Annotated in this window: 11 protein-coding genes; 5 read left to right on the forward strand and 6 right to left on the reverse strand. The window is 69.5% G+C overall.

Features of this window, described 5'->3' with window-relative positions; translation table 11 throughout:
* Positions 1–29 precede the first annotated feature (29 nt).
* Together ACFW2G_RS02750 and ACFW2G_RS02755 are read right to left on the reverse strand one after the other, a co-directional pair.
* Positions 30–2,123, reverse strand: coding sequence for a hypothetical protein (locus ACFW2G_RS02750; RefSeq protein WP_384581261.1), 2,094 nt, complete (start codon positions 2,121–2,123; stop codon positions 30–32).
* Positions 2,124–2,190: 67 nt separating this feature from the next.
* Complete coding sequence (locus ACFW2G_RS02755) at positions 2,191–2,742, reverse strand: Uma2 family endonuclease (protein WP_384445997.1); 552 nt, start codon at positions 2,740–2,742, stop codon at positions 2,191–2,193.
* Positions 2,743–2,877: 135 nt separating this feature from the next.
* On the opposite strand from ACFW2G_RS02755, the gene ACFW2G_RS02760 reads away from it, so the two are divergent.
* Together ACFW2G_RS02760 and ACFW2G_RS02765 are read left to right on the forward strand one after the other, a co-directional pair.
* Positions 2,878–3,006 (forward strand): hypothetical protein, encoded by a 129-nt coding sequence (locus ACFW2G_RS02760; RefSeq protein ID WP_384581263.1) that lies wholly within the window; start codon positions 2,878–2,880, stop codon positions 3,004–3,006.
* A 252-nt stretch (positions 3,007–3,258) separates the two neighbouring features.
* Positions 3,259–4,380 (forward strand): mannosyltransferase family protein, encoded by a 1,122-nt coding sequence (locus ACFW2G_RS02765; RefSeq protein WP_384581265.1) that lies wholly within the window; start codon positions 3,259–3,261, stop codon positions 4,378–4,380.
* Between the two features lie 10 nt (positions 4,381–4,390).
* Here the strand turns inward: ACFW2G_RS02765 and ACFW2G_RS02770 are convergent, their stop codons facing one another.
* Both ACFW2G_RS02770 and clpB read right to left on the reverse strand, forming a co-directional pair.
* Positions 4,391–4,930, reverse strand: a complete 540-nt coding sequence (locus ACFW2G_RS02770; RefSeq protein ID WP_030647953.1) for a YbjN domain-containing protein — start codon at positions 4,928–4,930, stop codon at positions 4,391–4,393.
* A gap of 158 nt (positions 4,931–5,088) precedes the next feature.
* Positions 5,089–7,689, reverse strand: a complete 2,601-nt coding sequence (gene clpB / locus ACFW2G_RS02775) for an ATP-dependent chaperone ClpB (RefSeq protein ID WP_037920783.1) — start codon at positions 7,687–7,689, stop codon at positions 5,089–5,091.
* 117 nt (positions 7,690–7,806) lie between these two features.
* Between clpB and ACFW2G_RS02780 the strand changes: the two genes are divergently transcribed.
* Positions 7,807–8,220: a pyridoxamine 5'-phosphate oxidase family protein gene (locus ACFW2G_RS02780; protein WP_384445996.1), complete on the forward strand. Its 414-nt coding sequence runs from the start codon at positions 7,807–7,809 to the stop codon at positions 8,218–8,220.
* Positions 8,221–8,354: 134 nt separating this feature from the next.
* On the opposite strand, the gene ACFW2G_RS02785 is transcribed toward ACFW2G_RS02780, so the two are convergent.
* Positions 8,355–8,636: a (2Fe-2S)-binding protein gene (locus tag ACFW2G_RS02785; RefSeq protein ID WP_051734285.1), complete on the reverse strand. Its 282-nt coding sequence runs from the start codon at positions 8,634–8,636 to the stop codon at positions 8,355–8,357.
* 389 nt (positions 8,637–9,025) lie between these two features.
* On the opposite strand from ACFW2G_RS02785, the gene ACFW2G_RS02790 reads away from it, so the two are divergent.
* Positions 9,026–10,060 (forward strand): helix-turn-helix transcriptional regulator, encoded by a 1,035-nt coding sequence (locus tag ACFW2G_RS02790; RefSeq protein ID WP_384445995.1) that lies wholly within the window; start codon positions 9,026–9,028, stop codon positions 10,058–10,060.
* Positions 10,061–10,121: 61 nt separating this feature from the next.
* Here the strand turns inward: ACFW2G_RS02790 and ACFW2G_RS02795 are convergent, their stop codons facing one another.
* Positions 10,122–13,313 (reverse strand): DNRLRE domain-containing protein, encoded by a 3,192-nt coding sequence (locus tag ACFW2G_RS02795; RefSeq protein ID WP_384581267.1) that lies wholly within the window; start codon positions 13,311–13,313, stop codon positions 10,122–10,124.
* A gap of 370 nt (positions 13,314–13,683) precedes the next feature.
* On the opposite strand from ACFW2G_RS02795, the gene ACFW2G_RS02800 reads away from it, so the two are divergent.
* Positions 13,684–20,508, forward strand: coding sequence for a ricin-type beta-trefoil lectin domain protein (locus ACFW2G_RS02800; protein WP_384445993.1), 6,825 nt, complete (start codon positions 13,684–13,686; stop codon positions 20,506–20,508).
* Positions 20,509–20,586: the final 78 nt, after the last annotated feature.

The raw sequence follows: 20,586 nt of genomic DNA on the forward strand, positions 1-20,586 counted from the left end.
CGGCGGCCCCTGTCCGATGCCGCCGCCGGTCAGCGGCGCCGCTTGCGGCCGCTTCTGCCGGCGGGGCGCGCCCGCTTGTGGGCGCGGCCGGGACGGGCGGCGGGAACGCGTAGTGTCCGGGCAGCCAGCCGGCTCAGCTCTTCCAGACCGGCCCGGTCAGGGTGCGCGGAGTCCGACGCGGCGGCGATCGCGTCCCTGACCTCCGGGCCCTGGGCGCGCAGCGTCTCCTCGGCGCCGCCCGATCCGCCCGCCAGCTCCACGAGCTGGAGCAGGTTCTCGGCCAGCACCAGCAGATGCTCGGCATCGGTCATGTCCGCCGGAGACAGCAGCTCATGCTGCGCCAACGTGTTCAGTGCCAGCGGCGCGAGCTGGGGATCGCGGCGCAGCACGCGCAACAGCTGCTCGCCCTCGCCGTCCGGCAGCGCGGTGAGCAGCACGCCGAGCATCGCCTGTGCGCGCGTGCGGAAAGCCATGACTCTTACCGCGGCGGTCAGTTGCCGCAGTGCCGCCTCTCGCTCGCCGCGGGCCGCGATCCAGCCGGCCAATTCCACCCGGGCGGCATCCGGCGGGTACTCCTCGGCCAGCACGCCCAGCAGGCCGGTCGCCGACGCCTGGGCCAGTTCACCGATCAGCGGTGCGTCCCTGCCGACGGCCAGCAGTCGCTGCCGCACAGCCCGGGTGCCGAGCTCGGTGAGACGGATGAGTTCGACCGGCCCTGCGGTCAGCTCTTCCCGCCGCCGGTCGGCCCGCTCCCGCGCCATCGGGTCCGGTGTCGCCCCTGCGGCGCCCAGCAGTTCCGCGAGCTCCGGCGGCATGCCGGCGGTCAGCTCAGGTCCGGCGTCGGCGAGGTCGACATCGAGGAACACCGGGTCGGCCATTCCCCGGTCACGCTCGATCGCGCCCAGGTCGTCCAGCAGGTCGAGCACCCTGCGCAGGTCCCGGTCGGCGTGCTCCAACCACATCCCGTGCTGGAGGTCCGACCCTCCGTCGAGCTGGAAGGAGGTCCGATAGGCCAGGTGCACCGTGTCGCGCAGCCGCGGCCAGGGCATCGGGTACGGCAGGCTGTAGAGCGTGTTCAGCACATCCGGCAGGACGTCCTCATAGACGTCGAAGAGCATCGACTCGACCTGCCAGCCGCTACGCGCCCCGAGGAGGGGCTGTCTCAGTTCGAAGCACGCGTCGAAGGCGCGCAGCCACAGCTGAAGCGGGTCGGACAGTACCGGCCGGGCCTTGGCCACCGCGTACAGACGCCCTTTGGCCACCCGGACCAGCCGCGCCTTCTTCGCCCACTCCACCAGCAGTCCCAGCCGCGGCAGGTCGGCCGATGAGCGCACCCCGTCGGTCTTGTCCCCGGTGCCGAGTACGTCCACCAGGTCTCGGGCATCGGCCATCCGCAGCCGGCCCGTCGCCGTCACAGGGCGGCCGTCCCGTCCCGCCCACTCGGTGAGTCCGCGCAACTGCGCCACCGTCTTCGACGCCTCTGCCCTCCGGCGCAGTTCGTCGTCCTCGGGCAGCGCGACGGGTAGCTGCGGCTCGGCGCGGGCCGAGCCGGACAGCGCGCGGCCGGTCAGCCGCCGTTCCATGATCGCGTCGAGGGCCTGCTCGTCATAGGCGACCGCTCCGCGCCGCGCCCGGTCCGCGAAGCGCTGCAGCGCCGCCCCGTCCCGGACGTCCACGCCGTGCTCGGCGGCCGTCATCGCCCAGAACTTCGCGGGACCCCAGCGGGTGCGGTCCGCCATCGCCACCGGGTGCCGCTCCGCGAATTCGCCGACCGTGGCAAGGGAATCCTGGAGTACGGGGCCTCGCGGGTCCGCCAACTGCGCCGCGTGCAGATAGCGCAGCAGCGTGCGCAGTGTGCCCGGGGCGTCGGAGCGTTCCTCCCCGGGGAGTTCAGTGACGTTCTGGGGCAGCCAAGTGAGCAGGAGCTCCTCCACGTGGCGCGGCTCCCACAGCCCCAGTCGGCCGTCGGCGGTCGCTCCGTGCCGGTAGTCCAGAATCGCCTCGGCCGTGAACCCGTCCACCGGCTGCCCTTGTTCCCCGGCCCACCGGGCCAGGCGATCGACCAGCAGCCCACGCGCCGCCTCGAACTCCTCCTCGGCCTCGGGCTCGAACCTCATCCGCATGCAACCCATCCCACCTGTCCGCAGCGGTCCTTACGGTGGCACGGTACCCGCCCCGTCGCGGCCGGAATCAGCGGGCGTCGGCCTCGGGCTCCGGACGCGGGAGTTCGTCGAGGTCGAGCGTGAAGGTGCGGCCGTCGGCCAGCGGGATGGGGAGCTTGCCGGTGCCGTACTTGTGGGTGTGCGCCGCGATGTAACCGGTGCCGGTCGGCTGGGTGTGGAGGACGACTTCCTGAGCGTAGGGGTCCACCACCAGGTAGATCGGGATGCCGTAGCGGCCGTACTTCGCGGTGCAGTCGTCGTAGTCCTTGCGAGCGGAGGAGGTCGAGACGACCTCGGAGATCAGCAGGACGTCTTCGAAGCTGTAGCGCTTGCCTTCGCGGCGGGCGTCCGCGCGAAGGATCGCGAGATCGGGAGCGGAGTTCTCGTCGGCGGGGAAGTCGATGTAGACGTTCGAGGTGACCTTCGCGTGACGACCGAGTGCGAGAGAGTCGATCTGCATCGACCTGATGGTGCTGGAGTGCTCTTCGCTCTGCGGGGTCGTGATCACTTTTCCGTCAGCTCCGAACAGCACCACGTACCCCTTGGGGAACTCGGTGTGCATGATCGCGTCGGCGCTCATGGACGGCTCCTTCCCGTGTGCGGGCAGGATACGGCGGACCATTCCGTTTCACCGAGCCGCCGGGACACGATCCGCTTGGGCTCACCGGCATCGCCGGACATCCCGCGGAGGGGCTTGACGCATAACCGCGAATGGGTGTGCGAAGAAGGAGTCGGCTGGATCACCGCCCCGCCGGCGCTCGTCTCGGCGGTCCGGTGGGCGTTCTGCAAGCGGAAGGAACTGCTGGACGAGGCAGTGACCCGCCTCAAGCGGTTGGCGTCCTGACGGGCGCATCGAGGACGGGCCACCGCGCGGTGCGGACCGGATCCGCGCGCAGGGTGCGGCCCCGGACCGGAGGGCCGGTGGACCGGGCGCGGCGGCGTGTGGGATGTCACCGGAGCTTCCGGTGCCGTTCACGCCCGGTGCGCGGCGGGGGCGCTTAGTGTGCCCGAGGCTCCTCATGGTCCGGATGGGCCTCCTCACACAGCGCAGGGAAGTCGGGGGTAGATGACGGCGACGGGCAGTACGTCGGTTTTCGTGCGGCCGCGGGACGTCAGGGCCGTCGGGGTGCCCTCGGCCGCCCTCGCGCTCGGCGTGTTCGCGGTGGTCCGCGGGGCCGGGGCCGCCGTGCTGGTCCTGGCTGCCTGGTGGGCCGGGCGCAGCCCCGTACGGGTGCTGGGGCACTCCTGGGACTCCGCCTGGTACCTCGCCATCGCCCGGCACGGCTACGGCCGCACCCAGATCTGGCCCGTCACCGGGCTGGTGCAGAGCGACCACGCCTTCTTCCCGCTGTACCCGGCGCTGGTGCGGCTGGCGGGCGGCGGCGAGTGGGGCGGGCTGCTGGTCTCCTGGACCGCCGCCGCGGTGGCCGCCGTCGGCGTGTACCGGGTCGGGGAGCTGGTGGCCGGGCGGCGCGTCGCGCTGCTGTTGGTCGCGCTGTGGGCGGCGACCCCGCACGCGGTGGTGCTCACCCTCGCCTACACCGAGCCGCTGCTGGTCGCGCTCGCCGCCTGGTCGCTGTACGCACTGCTGCGCGGGCGCTGGCTGCTCGCCGCCTCGCTCGCGCTGGTCGCGGGGTTGACCCGGCCCACCGGGATCGCCGTCGCCGCCGCGGTGTCCGTCACCGCCCTGCACGCGCTGCTCGTACGGCGCTCCCGGGCACCCGGGGTGTGGGTGGCCGGCCTGCTGGCGCCGGCGGGCTGGCTGGGGTACGTGGTGGCCGTCGGCGCGGCCCGGGACGACCTCACGGGGTACTTCACCGTGCAGCGGCAGTGGGGGTCCCGCTTCGACGGGGGCCGGGCCACGCTGCTGAAGGTCTGGGAGGTGCTCACCGGCGGGCCCGTGGCGCTCGCCACCACCGTGTCGGCGTTCCTGCTGGGCGCGGCCCTGCTGCTGGCGGTGCTGCTGCTCGTGGACGACCGGCCGCCGCTGCCGTTGCTCGTCTACACGGCGGTCCTGCTGGTGATCGCCGTGGGTGGCGCCGGCTACTTCGAGTCGAAGCCGCGGTTCCTGCTGCCGGCGTTCCCGCTGCTGCTGCCGCTGGCCGCCGCGATGGCGCGAGCCCGGCCGCGCTCCGCGGTCGTGGTGACCGCGGGGCTGGCCGGGCTCAGTCACGCCTACGGGGTCTACCTCCTGGTGTTCGCCAAGGTGCCCCTGTGAGAGCGGGGGGTCAGTTGTCCCCGCCGTCCTCGTCCTCGCCGTCGGCGGAGTCGATGTCCTTCTCCAGTCCGAGCTGCTCCGTGAGCCACTTGTCGAACTCGATGGAGGCGCGGACCCAGCTGACCGTGGAGGACACGAAGTGCTCCAGGTTGACGCCGGTGCCGATCAGCATCTGCGCCTCGCCGATCAGGCGGACGGAGCCGTCGTCGTGGGTGTGGCTGTAGACCTTCGGCCACAGCGTGCGACGGTTCCAGTCGTCGATCGACTCGAGGAGCTGCGGCTTCTCGTCGATCTTGTGCGGACGGTCGTAGAAGGTCCGCACCGAGAAGACCTGCTGCTCCGCTTCGCCGCGGAACATGAAGTACGTGCGGAACTCCTCCCACGGCGCCGCGAGGTCACCCTCGTCGTCGACGACGTACTTGAGCTCCATCTGCTCCAGCAGCTGCTTGACCAGATCCTGGTCGGGGACGACGGGGCCCGCCGGTCCTGTGGCCTGCGGATCGGGCTGCTGCCCTCCGAAGTTCGGAATCGAGGCCGGGTCGATGCTCACCGTGTACTTCCCTTCGTGCGGATACTTGCATCCTCCCCCATCCCGCCCACCCCATGTCCAGCCCGACGGTCACGGATCCGCTGCGGGCGGACAGGAGTGCACCCCGCGCACGTTCCTGTACGCAGGGTGCCCGGTGGTCGCACCGGTCCCGGGCCGGGTCAGACCGCCTTGCCCACCAGCAGGTCCTCGCCCGCCACGTCGACCCGTACCGTGTCGCCGTCGCGCACCTCGCCGGAGAGGATCTCCTTCGCCAGGCGGTCGCCGATCGCCGTCTGGATCAGGCGGCGCAGCGGCCGGGCGCCGTACGCGGGGTCGTTGCCCTTGTCCGCCACCCAGGCCAGGGCCTCGGGGGTCACGTCCAGGGTCAGGCGCCGGTCGGCCAGGCGTCCGGCCAGGCGGCGGATCTGCAGCTCGGCGATGTGTGCCAGCTCGTCCCGGCTCAGCGCGGAGAAGACCACCAGGTCGTCCAGGCGGTTGAGGAACTCCGGCTTGAAGCTCGCCCGGACCACGTCCAGGACCTGCTGCTTCTTCTGGTCGGCCGGGGTGGCCGGGTCCATCAGGAACTGGCTGCCCAGGTTCGAGGTCAGGATCAGGATGGTGTTGCGGAAGTCGACGGTGCGGCCCTGGCCGTCCGTGAGCCGGCCGTCGTCGAGGACCTGGAGCAGGATGTCGAAGACCTCCGGGTGGGCCTTCTCCACCTCGTCGAGGAGCACCACGCTGTACGGGCGGCGGCGGACGGCCTCGGTGAGCTGACCGCCCTCCTCGTAGCCCACGTAGCCGGGCGGGGCACCGACCAGCCGGGCCACGCTGTGCTTCTCGCTGTACTCCGACATGTCGATGCGGACCATGGCCCGCTCGTCGTCGAAGAGGAAGTCGGCGAGCGCCTTGGCCAGCTCCGTCTTGCCCACGCCGGTCGGGCCGAGGAAGAGGAAGGAGCCGGTCGGCCGGTCCGGGTCGGCGATGCCGGCGCGGGTGCGGCGCACGGCGTCGGAGACGGCCCGCACGGCCTCGTTCTGGCCGATCAGGCGGCGGCCCAGCTCGTCCTCCATGCGGAGCAGCTTCTGGGTCTCGCCCTCCAGGAGGCGGCCCGCGGGGATGCCCGTCCAGGCGCCCACCACGTCGGCGATGTCGTCCGGCCCGACCTCGTCCTTGACCATGGTGTTCTTCGACGTGGCGGCCTTGGATGCCTCGGCCTCCTCCTCGGTGGCCTCCGCCAGTTCCCGCTCCAGGGCCGGGATCTCCCCGTAGAGCAGCTTGGAGGCGGCGTCGAAGTCTCCGTCGCGCTGGGCCCGCTCGGCCTGGCCGCGCAGGTCGTCCAGGCGCTCCTTGAGCTCGCCGACCCGGTTGAGGGACTGTTTCTCCTTCTCCCAGCGGGCGGTCAGGCCGCGCAGCTCCTCCTCCCGGTCGGCGAGGTCCTTGCGGATCTTGTCGAGGCGCTCGCGCGAGGCCGGGTCGGACTCGTTGTTCAGCGCCAGCTCCTCCATCCGCAGACGGTCCACCGAGCGCTGGAGCTCGTCGATCTCGACGGGCGAGGAGTCGATCTCCATGCGTAGCCGGGACGCCGCCTCGTCGACGAGGTCGATGGCCTTGTCGGGCAGGAAGCGGGAGGTGATGTAGCGGTCGGAGAGGGTCGCTGCGGCCACCAGCGCGCTGTCGTTGATGACGACCTTGTGGTGGGCCTCGTAGCGGCCCTTGAGCCCGCGCAGGATCGCGATGGTGTCCTCGACGGACGGCTCGGCGACCAGCACCTGCTGGAACCGCCGCTCCAGCGCCGGGTCCTTCTCGATGCGCTCGCGGTACTCGTCGAGGGTGGTCGCGCCGACCATGCGGAGCTCGCCGCGGGCCAGCATGGGCTTGAGCATGTTGCCGGCGTCCATGGCGGAGTCGCCGCCGGCGCCCGCGCCGACCACCGTGTGCAGCTCGTCGATGAAGGTGATGATCTGGCCCTCGCTGGACTTGATCTCCGCGAGGACGGTCTTCAGCCGCTCCTCGAACTCACCGCGGTACTTGGCGCCGGCCACCATGGCGCCAAGGTCGAGGGAGACGAGCCGCTTGTTCTTCAGGGACTCGGGCACGTCACCCTTGACGATGCGCTGGGCCAGGCCCTCGACGACGGCGGTCTTGCCGACGCCGGGCTCGCCGATGAGCACCGGGTTGTTCTTCGTGCGGCGCGAGAGCACCTGCACGACGCGCCGGATCTCGTGGTCGCGGCCGATGACCGGGTCGAGCTTCCCGTCGCGGGCGGCCGCCGTGAAGTCGGTGCCGAACTTCTCCAGGGCCTTGTACTGGCCCTCGGGGTCGGGGGTGGTCACCCGCCGTGCTCCTCGTGCGTTCTGGAAGGCGTCCAGCAGCTTCTTCGCCGTCGCGCCCTGGGCGGAAAGGACCTCACCGGCCGCGCCGCCCTTGGCGGCGATGGCGATGAGGAGGTGTTCGGTGGAGAGGTACTCGTCGCCGAGCTCGCCCGCCTCGCGGTCGGCCTCGGCCAGTACGGCGAGCAGGTCGCGGGTGGGCTGCGGGGGCGCGACGGTGGAACCGGTGACGCTGGGCAGCGCCGCGAGGAGGCGCTCGGCGCCGCTGCGCACGGCGGCCTGGTCGGCCTCCGCGGCGATCAGCAGGTCGATCACGTTCTCGTTGTCCTCGCCGGCGAGCAGGGCCAGCAACAGGTGCGCGGGGGTCAGGTCCGCGTGGCCTTCCTTGACGGCCCTGCTGGTGGCGGCGTTCAGCGCGTCCCGGCTCTTGTTGGTCAGCTCGGCGTCCACTGCGTCTTCTCCTCTCCGAGGGATGCACAACTGGGTCTGACAGAGTCAGCGTATGCAAAGTTGAGTCTATTCCACTCAAGGCAGCTGAGTGGACATGTTCCCCGTACCCTTCGGGCCATGTCCCATGACGTACTCAACCCGACGCCCGAGTACCTCGCCTTCTGGCGGGAGCGGCACGTCTGCACGCTGACCACGCCGCGCCCCGACGGGACCCCGCACGTGGTGCCGGTGGGCGTGACGTACGACCCCGAGGCCGGCCTGGCCCGGGTGATCAGCAACAGGCACAGCAAGAAGGTCCGCAACGTCCTGGCGGCCCAGGACGGGCACGGCGGCGGTGCACGAGTGGCGGTCTGCCAGATGGCCGGACGCCGCTGGGCCACCCTGGAGGGCCGCGCGGTGGTCCGCACGGACGAGGCGTCGGTCGCCGACGCGGTGGCCCGCTACGCGGAGCGGTACGGGCGGACGCCGACACCCCATCCCGACCGCGTGGTCGTGGAGATCATCCTGGACCGGGCCATGGGGCGCGCGTGAGCCGTTGACCCTTCATCTTGTCCGGATCACGCACTGGACGGCGACATCACAACGGCGCCATCGCGGTCAGGTCCACGATGGCGCCGTTGTGTGGGGGTAGCGCCTGAGCGATCTGGAACGACGGGGGAATCGCTTCAGGCACTGCGGGGGGTGGCGGTGGTGATGTCGGGTTCGAAGAGCTGGTGGTCCCGCTGGTCGAGATTGACGAAGACCATTCCGTAGCGCACTTCGCAGCGGACGGGCTGCGGCGCGCCGCGCGGGCGGCGCAGGCACCGATAGGCACGTACGTCCTCGTCCTCCTCGCGCACGATGACGATCGGTTGGCCGAAGAGGGTCACCATCAACGAGTCGCCGGGGTGGGGGATGGCCGTGGCGAGGTCGATGAACTGCCAACCGGAGCGGTAGGCGGACGCCATCTCGCGGCGGAAGCCGCGGTCGTCGGGGGTCACGCGGACACCGTCGCAGGAGTCTCGGTCCAGCCGGTGTCGTCCTTGCCGCCGAGGTCGGCGGCGGTCCAGCCGGTGTCCGCGTACTTGCCCACGGGCGCCGTGGTCCAGCCGGTGTCGAACTCCGTGCTCGTCAGGCTCGTACCCTGACCGCCCCCAACGCTCCCCGCGTCACTTTCGACGGCGCTGACTGCCCCAAAAACCGCAACGGCGGAGAAACCTATGGCAAGCACCGAGCGAAGCATTCTCTTGTACATGGTCGGCTTCGTCCTCACTTGATGGAATCCTCTCCCCCGCGTGTCAGACGATGGCTCATTCAGGCACGTCAATGCCACAGGGACGATGCATCATGTTCTTGCATGTTCAGGACCCTGGGGGGTGGAGATTTGACGCAAAAAGGGACAATGGCGACACATCCCCACCCCGTCACGTCCATGTGCGCCGAGGGAACCCGGCTCTACGCGGCTGCCCTGAGCACCGGCCGGATCGCTCGGGGAGAGATCCAGAACGCCCCCTGCCTGCTGGAACTGGCCCTTCTGCAGCCCGACCCGGATGACGCCAACCAACTCCGCCCGGTTCCCCCGTCGGTGGCTCTGGCGCAACGACTCCATCCGATTGAACGCGAGATCCAGGACCGCCGACGCAGCGCTGTAGATCTCACCGACACTTTCGAGCCTTTCCTGGCCATCAGCGCGCAGAGCCCGGCCGACACCCATGCCATCACGGTGCTGGAGGGTTTCGAAAGGATCAACGCCGCGCTGAACCTCGCGACGGCCGAATGCCACACCGAGGTGCTGACGGTCCAGCCGGGCGGAGCGCGCCCCTCCGAGGCTCTCACACAGGCCCTGGAACGCGACCAGCCGCTGATCGACCGCGGGGTCAGCATACGGACCCTCTACCAGCACACCGCGCGGCACAGCCAGGGCACCCTCGCCTACGTGGACCGCATCTCCACGGGCAAGGTGGAGATCCGCACGCTCGAAGAGCTGATAGAGCGCCTCATCGTCTTCGACCGCACGGTCGCCTTCATCCCGGTGAGCGACGACCGCCGGGTCGCGCTGGAACTGCGCCACCCCGGCCTCGTCGACTACCTCATCAAGGTGTTCGAGCAGCTGTGGCACCGCGCCGTGCCCCTCACGGAGGAGGTGACGTACCGCAGCACCCCCGGCGGCATCACGGGCGTGCAGCGCACCATCGCCCAGCTCCTCATCGAGGGGCACGTGGACGAGGCCATCGCCCGCCGCCTGGGCATGAACGTCCGCACCTGCCGCGCCCACATCGCCAAGCTCGCCACCACCCTCGGCAGCGGCAGCCGGGCCCAGCTCGGCTACCTCATCGCGCAGTCCGGCATCCTGGGCGCGGCGGCGGAGCCGCCGCCGGAGGAACCGCCCTGAGAACGCGCGGGTGCCCTCTCCCGTGTCGCTCGGGGAGGGCACCCGGACCGTGCGTGTGCGGCTATCCGATGGCGAGGAAGGTGTTCCAGGAGTCCTCGTCACGCCCGGTGGCTTCGCCGTAGGTGGTCCTGCCGCCTTGGAAGTAGTACTGGTAGCCGTCGGAGCGGACACCCCAGATGTCGGGGATGCCGTCTCCGGTGTTGTCCGCCGTGCCCAACACCTTGGGCCAGTCCGTCCGGTTCCAAGCGGTCGTCGCGTAGGTGTTGTCGACGCCGCCCTCCGCACTCGACGCGAACTGCAGCGAGGCGAGATCCGCGCCCCCGTTGACGCCCGGCTTGCCCTTGCGCAGCGCCATGGTTCGGTTGGCGTTGGCGCCGTCGCGGAAGAGGAGGTCGGGCACGTTGTCCCCGGACACGTCCCGGACCCCGACGATGTCGCGGGCGGCCCAGCCGGTGGCCATCTTGCGGTAGGAGGCGAAGCTGGACCCGGTGTAGCCGGAGAACGCCCAGAAGCCGTCGGCGTCCAGCGCGAACAGGTCGGGGAGGCCGTCACCGTCGACGTCTTCGGTGACGACGATCTGCCGGAACGTCGCCGGGTCCGGCGCGGACAGCGGCAGCTGCATCTCGATGCGGCGGCCGGCGTCGAACTGGCCGGTACCGATGCCGGGGTAGATGTACAGCTTCCCGTCGGGCATCCGCGCGATCATGTCGGTGATGCCGTCGCCGGGATACCAGTCGGTGGCGTGGCCGATCAGCACCGGGATGGCGGAGGCCGGGTCCTTGAAGTGGCCGGGCTCGACGGGCTTGCCGTCGCGCACGGCACCCGGGATGAACACGTCGGTGTCACCCCTGCTGTCGCCGGCGTAGGTGCGCAGGTTGCCGTCCTTGTCGATGGCGAGGAGATCGGCGAAGTGGTCACCGGTCACGTCGCCCGGCTTGTCCGTGCCGGTGCGGGGGCTGACGTAGAAGAGGTACTCGGTCGGGACCGAGACGTTCCCCGCGTGGTTGACGGTCCGCACGTACAGGACGTTGGGGCCGGCGGTGTCGACCCGGAGCTTGACGGACGCCAGGTCACCGTTGGTGGGGGAAACCTTCCCCTCCCAGGTGGGCTTGTTCAGGGACCACTGGTACTCGCGGATCGTGCCCGCCGCGGTGCCGTTCCCGCGGAACTCGACGACCTGGTCCGGGGTGGAGGCCGGGTTCACGCTCCACTGGGAGGTGTCGCCGTCCGCCTTCGGGAAGTGCGTTGAGGAGACCGCGGGGTTGGCGGGGGCGGTGCGGTCGACGGTGAAGGTGCACCAGTCCGGGGAGCCCGATTCCCGCGGGCCCGCGCCCGGGGAGCCGAAGCCGTCGTGGTCGACGGCGCGGGAGAGCCACTTGTACGTGCGGCCGTTGGTGAACGTCGACGAAGGCACGGAGTACGTGAGGACCCCGTCGCTGTCGGCGTCGTGCCACTCGTCGAAGACGGGCTGCCCGGTCCCGGCGTCCCAGATCTCGATCTGCAGGCGGTTCAGGTTGCCGTCCGCGTCGTTGCCCTTGACCCTGAACGACACGTCGGTCAGGCCGATGGAAGTGCCGGTACCGCCTGTCAGGCACTCTCCACCCGGGGATGTGCTCATGTTCGCCGCGAGGGGGATGTCGGGCGGGCTGTTGTAGGTGACCTCGATGTACGGGGCGCTCTCGCCGTTGGCGAGCAGCTTCTTCCAGTAGTACGAATCCGACTCGCTCGGCGCCTTGAACCCGAGGGACAGGGCGTTCCAGCGGGCACTCGCGGCCTGGGAAACCAGGCCCTTGATGTCCGGGGCGACCCAGTTGTCGGGGCAGGAACTGTTGTAGCCGTAGCCGGCGCTCTCGGTGCCTATCTTGTTGCCCCACCAGCCCGTGGTGTTGTTCCACGTCGAGGACGATGTGGCGTAGGGGGTGGAGTAGATGTCCATGTCCTTGCGTGTGCAGGACCACGAATAGGTCTGCAGCGCCCGGACGACCGCCGTGCGGATTCCCGCTCCATGGAGCTCGGAACCGACATCGAAATTGAAGATGGAGCGAGAGGTGCCACCCGAGTCGGATTCGTAACCGACCCGTGCCTCATTCGTGCCCGAGGCGTTGTAGTTCTGCCCGTTGTAGAAGCTCGAATTGCCGGCCGTTTTGTACAGCAGCGACCAGGAACGCTTGTGCCCCTTGAAGGAAGGGTCCACGAACACCGGGTATACGGTGTCCGCGGCGTTCAGCAGGGCCGCGTCGGGCTTCAGGGTGAGCGTGCCGTCCTGGTACGAGGCGGCCGCGACGGACAGGTGCGCCCTCTCCGCGCCGGCCAGGCCCGCCAGTCCGAGCGTCGGGTGCCGAGCGGCCAGCGCCGACGGCTTCCACGCCGGAACGTCGTCGGTCGTCGCCACCTTGCCCGACGAATCCCACATCAGGGGCGAGGGGGAGCCCGCCACCTCCTCGCCCGCGGCGTCGCGGGCACTGAGGGAACCGGACTCGGCGTCGAGCCGGAACTGCAGGTCGGGGGAGGCGAGCCGGTAGTTGAGCTCGGCGAGCAGCGGGTCGGCCGCGGCCTGCTTGTCCTTCACGACCAGCAGGTGCGAGTAGCCGCCGTCCTGCGCGGTCATGAGCAGGTCCACCCCGGGCCGGACGTTCTCGTACAGCGCGCGCGGACCATCGATCACCGGCGCGGGCAGCTCACCGGGCCAGCTGACCGACATCTCGTGCCCGTCGACGTCCAGCCGGACCAGTTCGGTCCACGCCGGCCCGGGCACGTCCGCCTTCACGGCGGGCCGCACGGCGCCGCGTGCGGCGCGGCCTCCTCCCGCGCTGCCGCCACTGAAGACGACGGCGCCGTTCACGGCCTTCGCAGCGAAACCGCCCTCGACCCGGTGGAGATCGGTGTCGATGGCCCTCCACTCCTCGCCGACCCGCGCGCGGACGGCGGAGCTGGAGATGTGCTTCTTGAAGACGCCGTCGGGCTGCGCCCACGTCGTGGTGTTCGCGCTCCGCTCCGCCGAGACCTCCACGTCCTTGCCCGTCTCGGCGGCCAGCTTCCGCGCCTGCGGGGCGGTCACGGGCCCGGTCGCCCCGTCGGAGGTGCCGCCCTTCGGCTTCTGGCCCCCGCCGAACTGCACGCCGACCGGCACCGCCACGGCCACCGCCAGCAGGGCCGCCAGGCCGCCGATGGCTCTGCGGCGCCGGAACCAGCGACGTCTCGGCGGAGCGTCCGCCACGGACTCCGGCTCGGCGGCGGTGTCACTGACTTCCATTTCTCTCCCCCCTCAGGCCCTCCACAAAAGGGCGACCCGATCATGACTCATCCCCCGTTGCCGAAATCCGCCCGCCACGAATTCACAGGCAGCGAAAACGCATGGATTATCTGAATTTTCAGGACATTGATTCCACGCCGCGTGATGTAGCTCACTCACCCCTGGCTTGGAGTGGACTTACCCCGTACGCCACCCCCAAGATCTGCTGGCAATTTGTCAATTCCCTGCCGCCCGAATTTTCGACGTCCGGGCCGCAGCGGTATGGGGGGTACACATGTCGCCCTTTGCGGCGCGTAATTTGCGCCTACCCGGAAACGGGAAGGCGCGCAAACATCTGGCGCGCACCGGGATCGCGCTCTCCGTGGTCCTGGTGTCCACTCTTCTGCCCACCCAGGCGTGGGCGGCACCACCCGGCAACCGGATCGGCGTCGAGCTGCCGGGCCTCCAGGAGGAGGTGAAGGCGAAGCTCGACAAGGTCGAGGCTGCGAAGCTCGAAGGCTGGGACGGCGATGCGGCCGAGCCTGCAGAGGAGTACGAGCCGAAAAAGGAGGAGCCGCCGAAGGGGGGGAGCGAGCCCGTCCAACTCGGCCCCGAAAGCGGGATAGACCTGGTCCAGGCGGGCACGCTGCCCGTCATGATCGGCAAGGCTTCCCCGACCGAGGCCGACCCGACTCCCCCGGCGCCGTCCGGTACCTGGTCGGTGGAGGTCAAGGACCGCGAGACGACCGAGGCAGCCGGTCTGGACGGTGCGATCATCAAGGTCACGCCGCCGGCCGAGGGCTCGACTCCGGTCGACGTTCAGCTTGACTACAAGCAGTTCAAGGACCTGTACGGCACCGAGTGGGCCTCCCGGCTGGAGATCAAGCAGCTCCCCACGTGCTTCCTCACGACGCCGGAGATTCCCGACTGCAGCAGAGCAAAGACCGTCCCGAGCACCAATGACCCGGAGACGGGTACGGTCCGGGCGACCGTCGACCCGGCCACCGCGCCCGGTCAGGGACTGCGCACGATGGCCCTGACTGGCGGAGGCGGTCCCACCGTGCTGGCCGCGACCGACTCCGCCTCCGGGGCGGGCGGCACGTACAAAGCCACCTCCCTCTCCCCCTCCGGCACCTGGAGCGCGGGCGGCAGCGGCGGCGGGTTCTCCTGGAGCTATCCGGTGGGCGTCCCGCAGGCGCCGGCGGGCCCCGCACCCAAGATCGCCCTCTCGTACAGCTCCCAAGCGGTCGACGGCAAGACCTCGGTCGCCAACGGGCAGGCCTCCTGGATCGGTGACGGCTGGGACTACCACCCCGGTTTCATCGAGCGGCGCTACCGTTCCTGCTCGGACGACCTGGAACCGTCGCCCGGGGCGCCCAACAACGACAACGACGCCGACAAGAAGAAGAACGACCTCTGCTGGGCCGGCGACAACATGGTGATGTCACTCGGCGGCAACACCACGGCACTCGTGTACCACGCTGACTCCGGCAAGTGGATCCCGGCCGACGACGACGGATCCCGGGTCGAACGCCTCACCGACCCGAACGTCGTCAACGGTGCCAAGGACAACGAGTACTGGGTCGTCACCACCCGGGACGGCACGCGCTACTTCTTCGGCCGCCACGACGTCGACGGCTCCGGCTCACGCCCGGTGACCAAGTCCGTCTTCAACGTGCCGGTGTTCGGCAACCACACCGGCGAGCCCTGCCACGCGGACGCCTTCGCGGACTCCTCCTGCAAGCAGGCCTGGCGGTGGAACCTCGACTACGTCGAGGACGTCCACGGCAATGCCCTCGTCATCGACTGGGAACCGGAGGAGAACCGCTACTCGAAGAACGAGCAGTACACGGAGAAGGACCCCGCCAAGGTCGGCTACATCCGCGGCGGCCACCCGACCCAGATCACCTACGGCCTGCGCTCGAACGACCTGTCCGGACCGCCGGCCGCCCGCGTCGCGTTCTACACGGACGAGCGCTGCATCCCGGCCGAAGGCAAGTCGGCGTGCGCGAAAACCGACTTCGAGTCGAAGGACTACGAGAAGAAGCAGCCCTGGTGGGACACCCCGTCCACACTGAACTGCACCTTCTCCGCAACGACCTGCCAGGTCTCGGTGCCCTCCTTCTGGTCCCGCAAGCGCCTGACCGGCATCACCACCTTCGCGCAGCGCACCGAGGGCAGCACCGCCCTCACCGAGGTCGACCACTGGGCCCTGACCCAGTCGTTCCCGAAGCAGCGCACCGACACCCACCCGCCGCTGTGGCTGGAGTCGATCAAGCGCACCGGCTACAGCACCAAGAAGGACGGCAGCGGCAACCTGGTCACCGCCCCGCTGCCGGCGGTCTCGTTCCTCGCGAACGAGCAGGACATGCCCAACCGCGTCGCCAAGAGCGCGGAGGACGCGACCCCGGACTTCGACCGGCTGCGGGTGGAGACCATCCGCAACGAGACCGGCGGCGAGATCCACGTCAACTACTCCGATCCGTGCCCGGTCGGCCCCATCAGCACCAAGCCCGAGGAGAACACCAGCCGCTGCTTCCCCACGCACTGGTCCCCTGACGGCGACCTGAAGGACCCGCCGCTGGAGTGGTTCAACAAGTACGTCGTCGAAGAGGTCGTCGAGAAGGACCGCGTCGCCCGCCAGCCCGACGTCAAGACCTCCTACCAGTACAAGGACGGCGCGGCCTGGGCCAAGGACGACGACCCGTTCACCAAGCCGGAGCTGCGCACCTACAACCAGTGGCGCGGCTACGCGACGGTGATCACCACCAAGGGCGCCACCGACACCGCGGTCGCACGTGAGGCCACCCAGGAGTCCCGGACGGAGACCCGCTACTTCCGGGGCATGTCCGGCGACGCCGGCCGGGCCGTGATCACGGTCAAGGACTCCACCGGCGAGACGCTCGGCGACGACCTGCGCCAGTACGCGGGCAAGATCGCGGAAACCCTCACCTACACGAAGGCAGGAACCGGCGGCACCGTCGCCGCCCGCGAGGTGACCCGGTACGAGAGCACGAAGAGGGCCACCCAGGCCCGCCCCGGCACCACGGCCCTGGACGCCTTCCGCGTCAACACCAAGCAGACCGACCAGTACGAGGCGATCGACGGCGGGACCCGACGCAACCGCGTGATCGACACCTTCGAGCCCACCTACGGTCTGGAGGCCACCTCGGAGGCCGAGGCGGCCACGTCGAACGGCTCGGGCGGCTGGACGGTCCAGGACCAGGTCTGCACCACCACCGAATACGTGCACAACACCGCCAAGCATCTGATCGGACTGGCGCAGGAGGTGAGCGCCACGGTCGGCACCTGCGCCCAGGCCGCGACCGGCACCGTGCTCTCCACAACCCGCACCTCGTACGACGCGCTGAACGCCTTCGGCACCGCGCCCGTCAAGGGACTGGTCTTCCAGACGGACACCCAGGACGGAGCGGGCACCGGCTGGATCACCACCGGACGCTTCGAGTACGACTCCCTCGGCCGAACGGTCAAGACCTACGATCCTGCCGGGAACGCCGTCACCACCACGTTCAACCCGACGACCGGGCCGGTGTTCACCCAGAGCGCCACGAATGCCCTGAACCACAAGTCGACCACCAAGCTCGACCCGGGCCGGGGCCTCGTCCTGGAGGTCACCGACCAGAACAACCGGAAGATCACCTCCGAGTACGACGCTCTGGGTCGGACCACCGCGGTCTGGACGCCTTCCCAGAACCCGGCCTCCGACAAGGCCCGGCAGACCTTCGACTACCAGGTCTCGGAGCACGAGCCCCCGGCCGTCACCTCTCGCATCCTGCGGGACAACGGCACCTACGAGAGCTCCGTCGAGATCTACGACGGCCTGCTGCGCCCGCGCCAGACCCAGACGGAGGCCGTCGGCGGCGGCCGCGTGGTGAGCGACAAGCTGTACAACGCGAACGGCACCGTCCGCCGGACCAACAACGCCTACTACGCGGAGGGCGAGCCGAACCGGAAGATCTTCGTCCCCGAGACCGACTTCCACGTCCCGAACGCCACCACGACCGCATACGACGGCCTCGGCCGACCCGTGCGCACCACCACCCTCCTCGGAGGAAACGACCACCACTCCGACACCGCCGCGTACGGTGGCAACTGGACCCTCCAGCGCGGCGGCATGTCGGCGGACGGCACGACCGCGCTGCCGGGCAGCCAGTCCACCAAGACGTGGACCGACGCGCTGAACCGCACGACACGGATCCAGAGGGCCACGGCCAGCGACCTGACCACTTGGAACGACACCACTTACACGTACGACGTCCGCGGGAAGCTGGCAAAGGTCACCGACGCCCTCACCAACGAGTGGACGTACACCTACGACGCCCGCGGCCGCCTGACCGGCTCCACCGACCCGGACATGGGTGCGGCCTCCTTCGGCTACAACACCCTCGACCAGCAGGAGTGGGCGCAGAACGCCGCCGGCAAGCGGACCTACCACGTCTACGACAAGCTCGGCCGCAAGACGGAGTCGCGCGAGGAGTCGGCGACCGGTCCGCTGACGGCCTCGTGGACGTACGACACGCTGGCGGGAGGCAAGGGCAAGCCCGTCTCCGCCACCTCGTACACCCGCACGGAGGCGGACGGCGAGACGGCGTACAAGAGCCAGATCACCGGTTACGACAGCGAGTACCGGCCCACCGGTTCGAAGATCACCATCCCGGACAAGGCCGCCACCAAGGGCCTGGCCGGCACGTACACCTACAGCACCACCTACACCCCCACGGGCGCGGTCCAGTCGACGACGCTGCCGGCCACCCCGGGCGGCCTCGCCGCCGAGAAGCTGATCACCCGGTACAACACCGACGGCCTGCCGCAGACCGTGTCGGGCCTGTCCTGGTACACCGGCGAGGTGCTGTACAGCCCCTTCGGCGAGGTCCTGCGCACCGCGTCGGGCCAGGCTCCGAACCGGGTGTGGACGACCACGATGCACGACCCGAACACGGGCCGTGTCACCAGGGCGATCGCCGACCGGGAGACCCCGAACGATCACCGGATCTCGGAACTGTCCTACGGCTACGACGTGGCGGGCAACCCCACCTCGATCACGGACACCCGCCCCGGCGGCCTGATCGACCGGCAGTGCTTCGCGTACAGCCCGCTGGGACAGCTCACCAAGGCCTGGACCGGCAAGACGTCCGCGTGCACGGGGCCCTCCCTGAGCGACGTCACCGCCGGCCCGGACGGTGACGGCTACTGGCAGTCGTACGCGTTCGACGCCATCGGCAACCGCACCCAGCTGGTGAACCACCACCTCACCGACCCGGCACTGGACCAGACGACGACGTACACCTACGGCGTCGGCCCCGGCGGCGGCCAGCCGCCGGTCGCGACCACCAAGCCGCACGCCCTCTCCAAGGCGGAGAAGAAGCAGGGGACGACCCTCCTGTCCCGCTCCACCTACGAGTACGACGCGGCCGGCAACACCACGTCACGGAAGATCGACGCCGACACCCAGGCCCTGACCTGGGACCGCAACAACAAGCTGACCGAGGCGTCAAGCCCCGGCATCGGCGCCGTCGCCATCACCGGCCTGGCCGGCAAGTGCCTCGACGTCGAAGGGGGCCGCACCGCGGACAACACCCCCGTCCAGCTGTGGCCCTGCAACACCTCCAAGGCTCAGGAGTGGCGCCTGACCGGCAACACGGTCCGCGCACTGGACAAGTGCCTGACCGTCCTGGACGGCAAGGCGGTTCTGGCCACCTGCAACGGTGGCGTCGCGCAGGAGTTCGTCCACCGCAGCGACACCGACAAGGCCCTCTACAACGAGGACGCCAACGCCTGCGTCGACGTCCCGAACGGCAATGCCGCGGACGGCACCGACCTTCTGGTCTACGCCTGCAACAACGGCACCAATCAGAAGTGGAACCCGGCCGAGCACTCCACCAAGTACATCTACGACGCGAACGGCAACCGCCTCATCGAGGAGACGGGCACCGGCCGGACGCTCTACCTCGGCGAGACCGAGTTCACCGTGAACAAGGCCGGGCAGGCCATCGACGCCGTCCGCTACTACAGCGGTCCCGGCGGTGTCACCACCACCCGGCAGACCGACGGCAAGGCGACCGGCCACAAGCTGACCGTCCTGCTGGCCGACCACCACAACACGGCGACCGTCGCGGTCGAGCAGTCGACGGGACAGCCGGTCACCCGCCGCAAGTTCGACCCGTACGGCAACACCCGCGGCAACCCGGTCAACAACTGGCCCGGCAGCCGTACCTTCCTCGGCACCGGCAACGACGACGCGAGCACCGGCCTCACCCACATCGGCGCCCGCGAATACGAACCGGCCACCGGCCGCTTCATCTCCGTCGACCCGATCATCGACATCACCAACCCGCTCCAGATGAACGGGTACAACTACGCGAACAACAACCCGATCTCGCAGATGGACCCGACGGGTCTCGAAAGCTGCTTCGGGTACGGCTACTGCGGTGGCGGCGGTGAAACCAACGGAAAGACCATTGAGGAGCACAATAAATCCGAGGGCAAGAACGACAAGCCCAAGGTCACCGTCACCGTCGACAAGCGCGGCAACATCCACGTCAACGGCGGGCGGCTCCTCTCCGACAAGGAACTGAAGATCCGCTACCCCACCAAGAAGACCTATGTGGAGCGGCTGAACGCCTGGCTGAGTACGGAGAAGTGCTACCTCCCCAAGGATCAGGAGGGCGCCTTCTGTCAAGGGGCCGCGAGTCTCGGTCTGTTCTCCTACGGAAATTCCTCAGGCCGGATCAAGGAAGCTGGGAAATCGATCAAAAATGCGGCTTCGTATGTAATGTCCTACAGCAAGACTTCTGGCGTTTGCGTGAGCGCCAACGCCACGTTCGGCGCCGGGTTCGAGGGATCCGGGTGCTTCATGCGAGTGGGCGACGACTACGCCCTGGCCGCCGTCACAGAAGAGCAAGCAGGCCTTGAAGCCGGGGTGGGTATCACCGCGGGGCTCGTGTTCAGCAACGCGGACTCAGTTGATCAGGTAAGAGGGGAGGCCGCAGGTGTGGGTGGCACCCTCGGGCCTCTGACTCTCAGTCATCGGGGCACCTTCGGGACCAGAAACGAACGTGGAGACATCGTGCACGGCGTGACCACCTCGGGCGGTCTCAATGTTGGCCTGGGTGGCAACTTCGGCTCCGGGAAGACGCACATCGCAACAGTGGGAACTGTATTCGACCACGTGGGTGACTTCTTGCACCTCTGGTAACGTTCCGGCCGACACTGCGCCGCGATCGGTCCGAACGCCGCCACTTTACTCCAGTATCATGTTTCGTTTAACGAAAGA

This window comes from Streptomyces sp. NPDC058880 (assembly GCF_042742535.1).
Classification (GTDB): Bacteria; Actinomycetota; Actinomycetes; order Streptomycetales; family Streptomycetaceae; genus Streptomyces.

Bases quoted from the DNA above. Each gene is read 5' to 3' on its own strand.
- ACFW2G_RS02750 (WP_384581261.1), bottom strand. From the start codon at position 2,123: ATGCGGATGAGGTTCGAGCCCGAGGCCGAGGAGGAGTTCGAGGCGGCG.
- ACFW2G_RS02755 (WP_384445997.1), bottom strand. From the start codon at position 2,742: ATGAGCGCCGACGCGATCATGCACACCGAGTTCCCCAAGGGGTACGTG.
- ACFW2G_RS02780 (WP_384445996.1), top strand. From the start codon at position 7,807: ATGTCCCATGACGTACTCAACCCGACGCCCGAGTACCTCGCCTTCTGG.
- ACFW2G_RS02785 (WP_051734285.1), bottom strand. From the start codon at position 8,636: ATGGCGTCCGCCTACCGCTCCGGTTGGCAGTTCATCGACCTCGCCACG.
- ACFW2G_RS02790 (WP_384445995.1), top strand. From the start codon at position 9,026: ATGTTCAGGACCCTGGGGGGTGGAGATTTGACGCAAAAAGGGACAATG.
- ACFW2G_RS02795 (WP_384581267.1), bottom strand. From the start codon at position 13,313: ATGGAAGTCAGTGACACCGCCGCCGAGCCGGAGTCCGTGGCGGACGCT.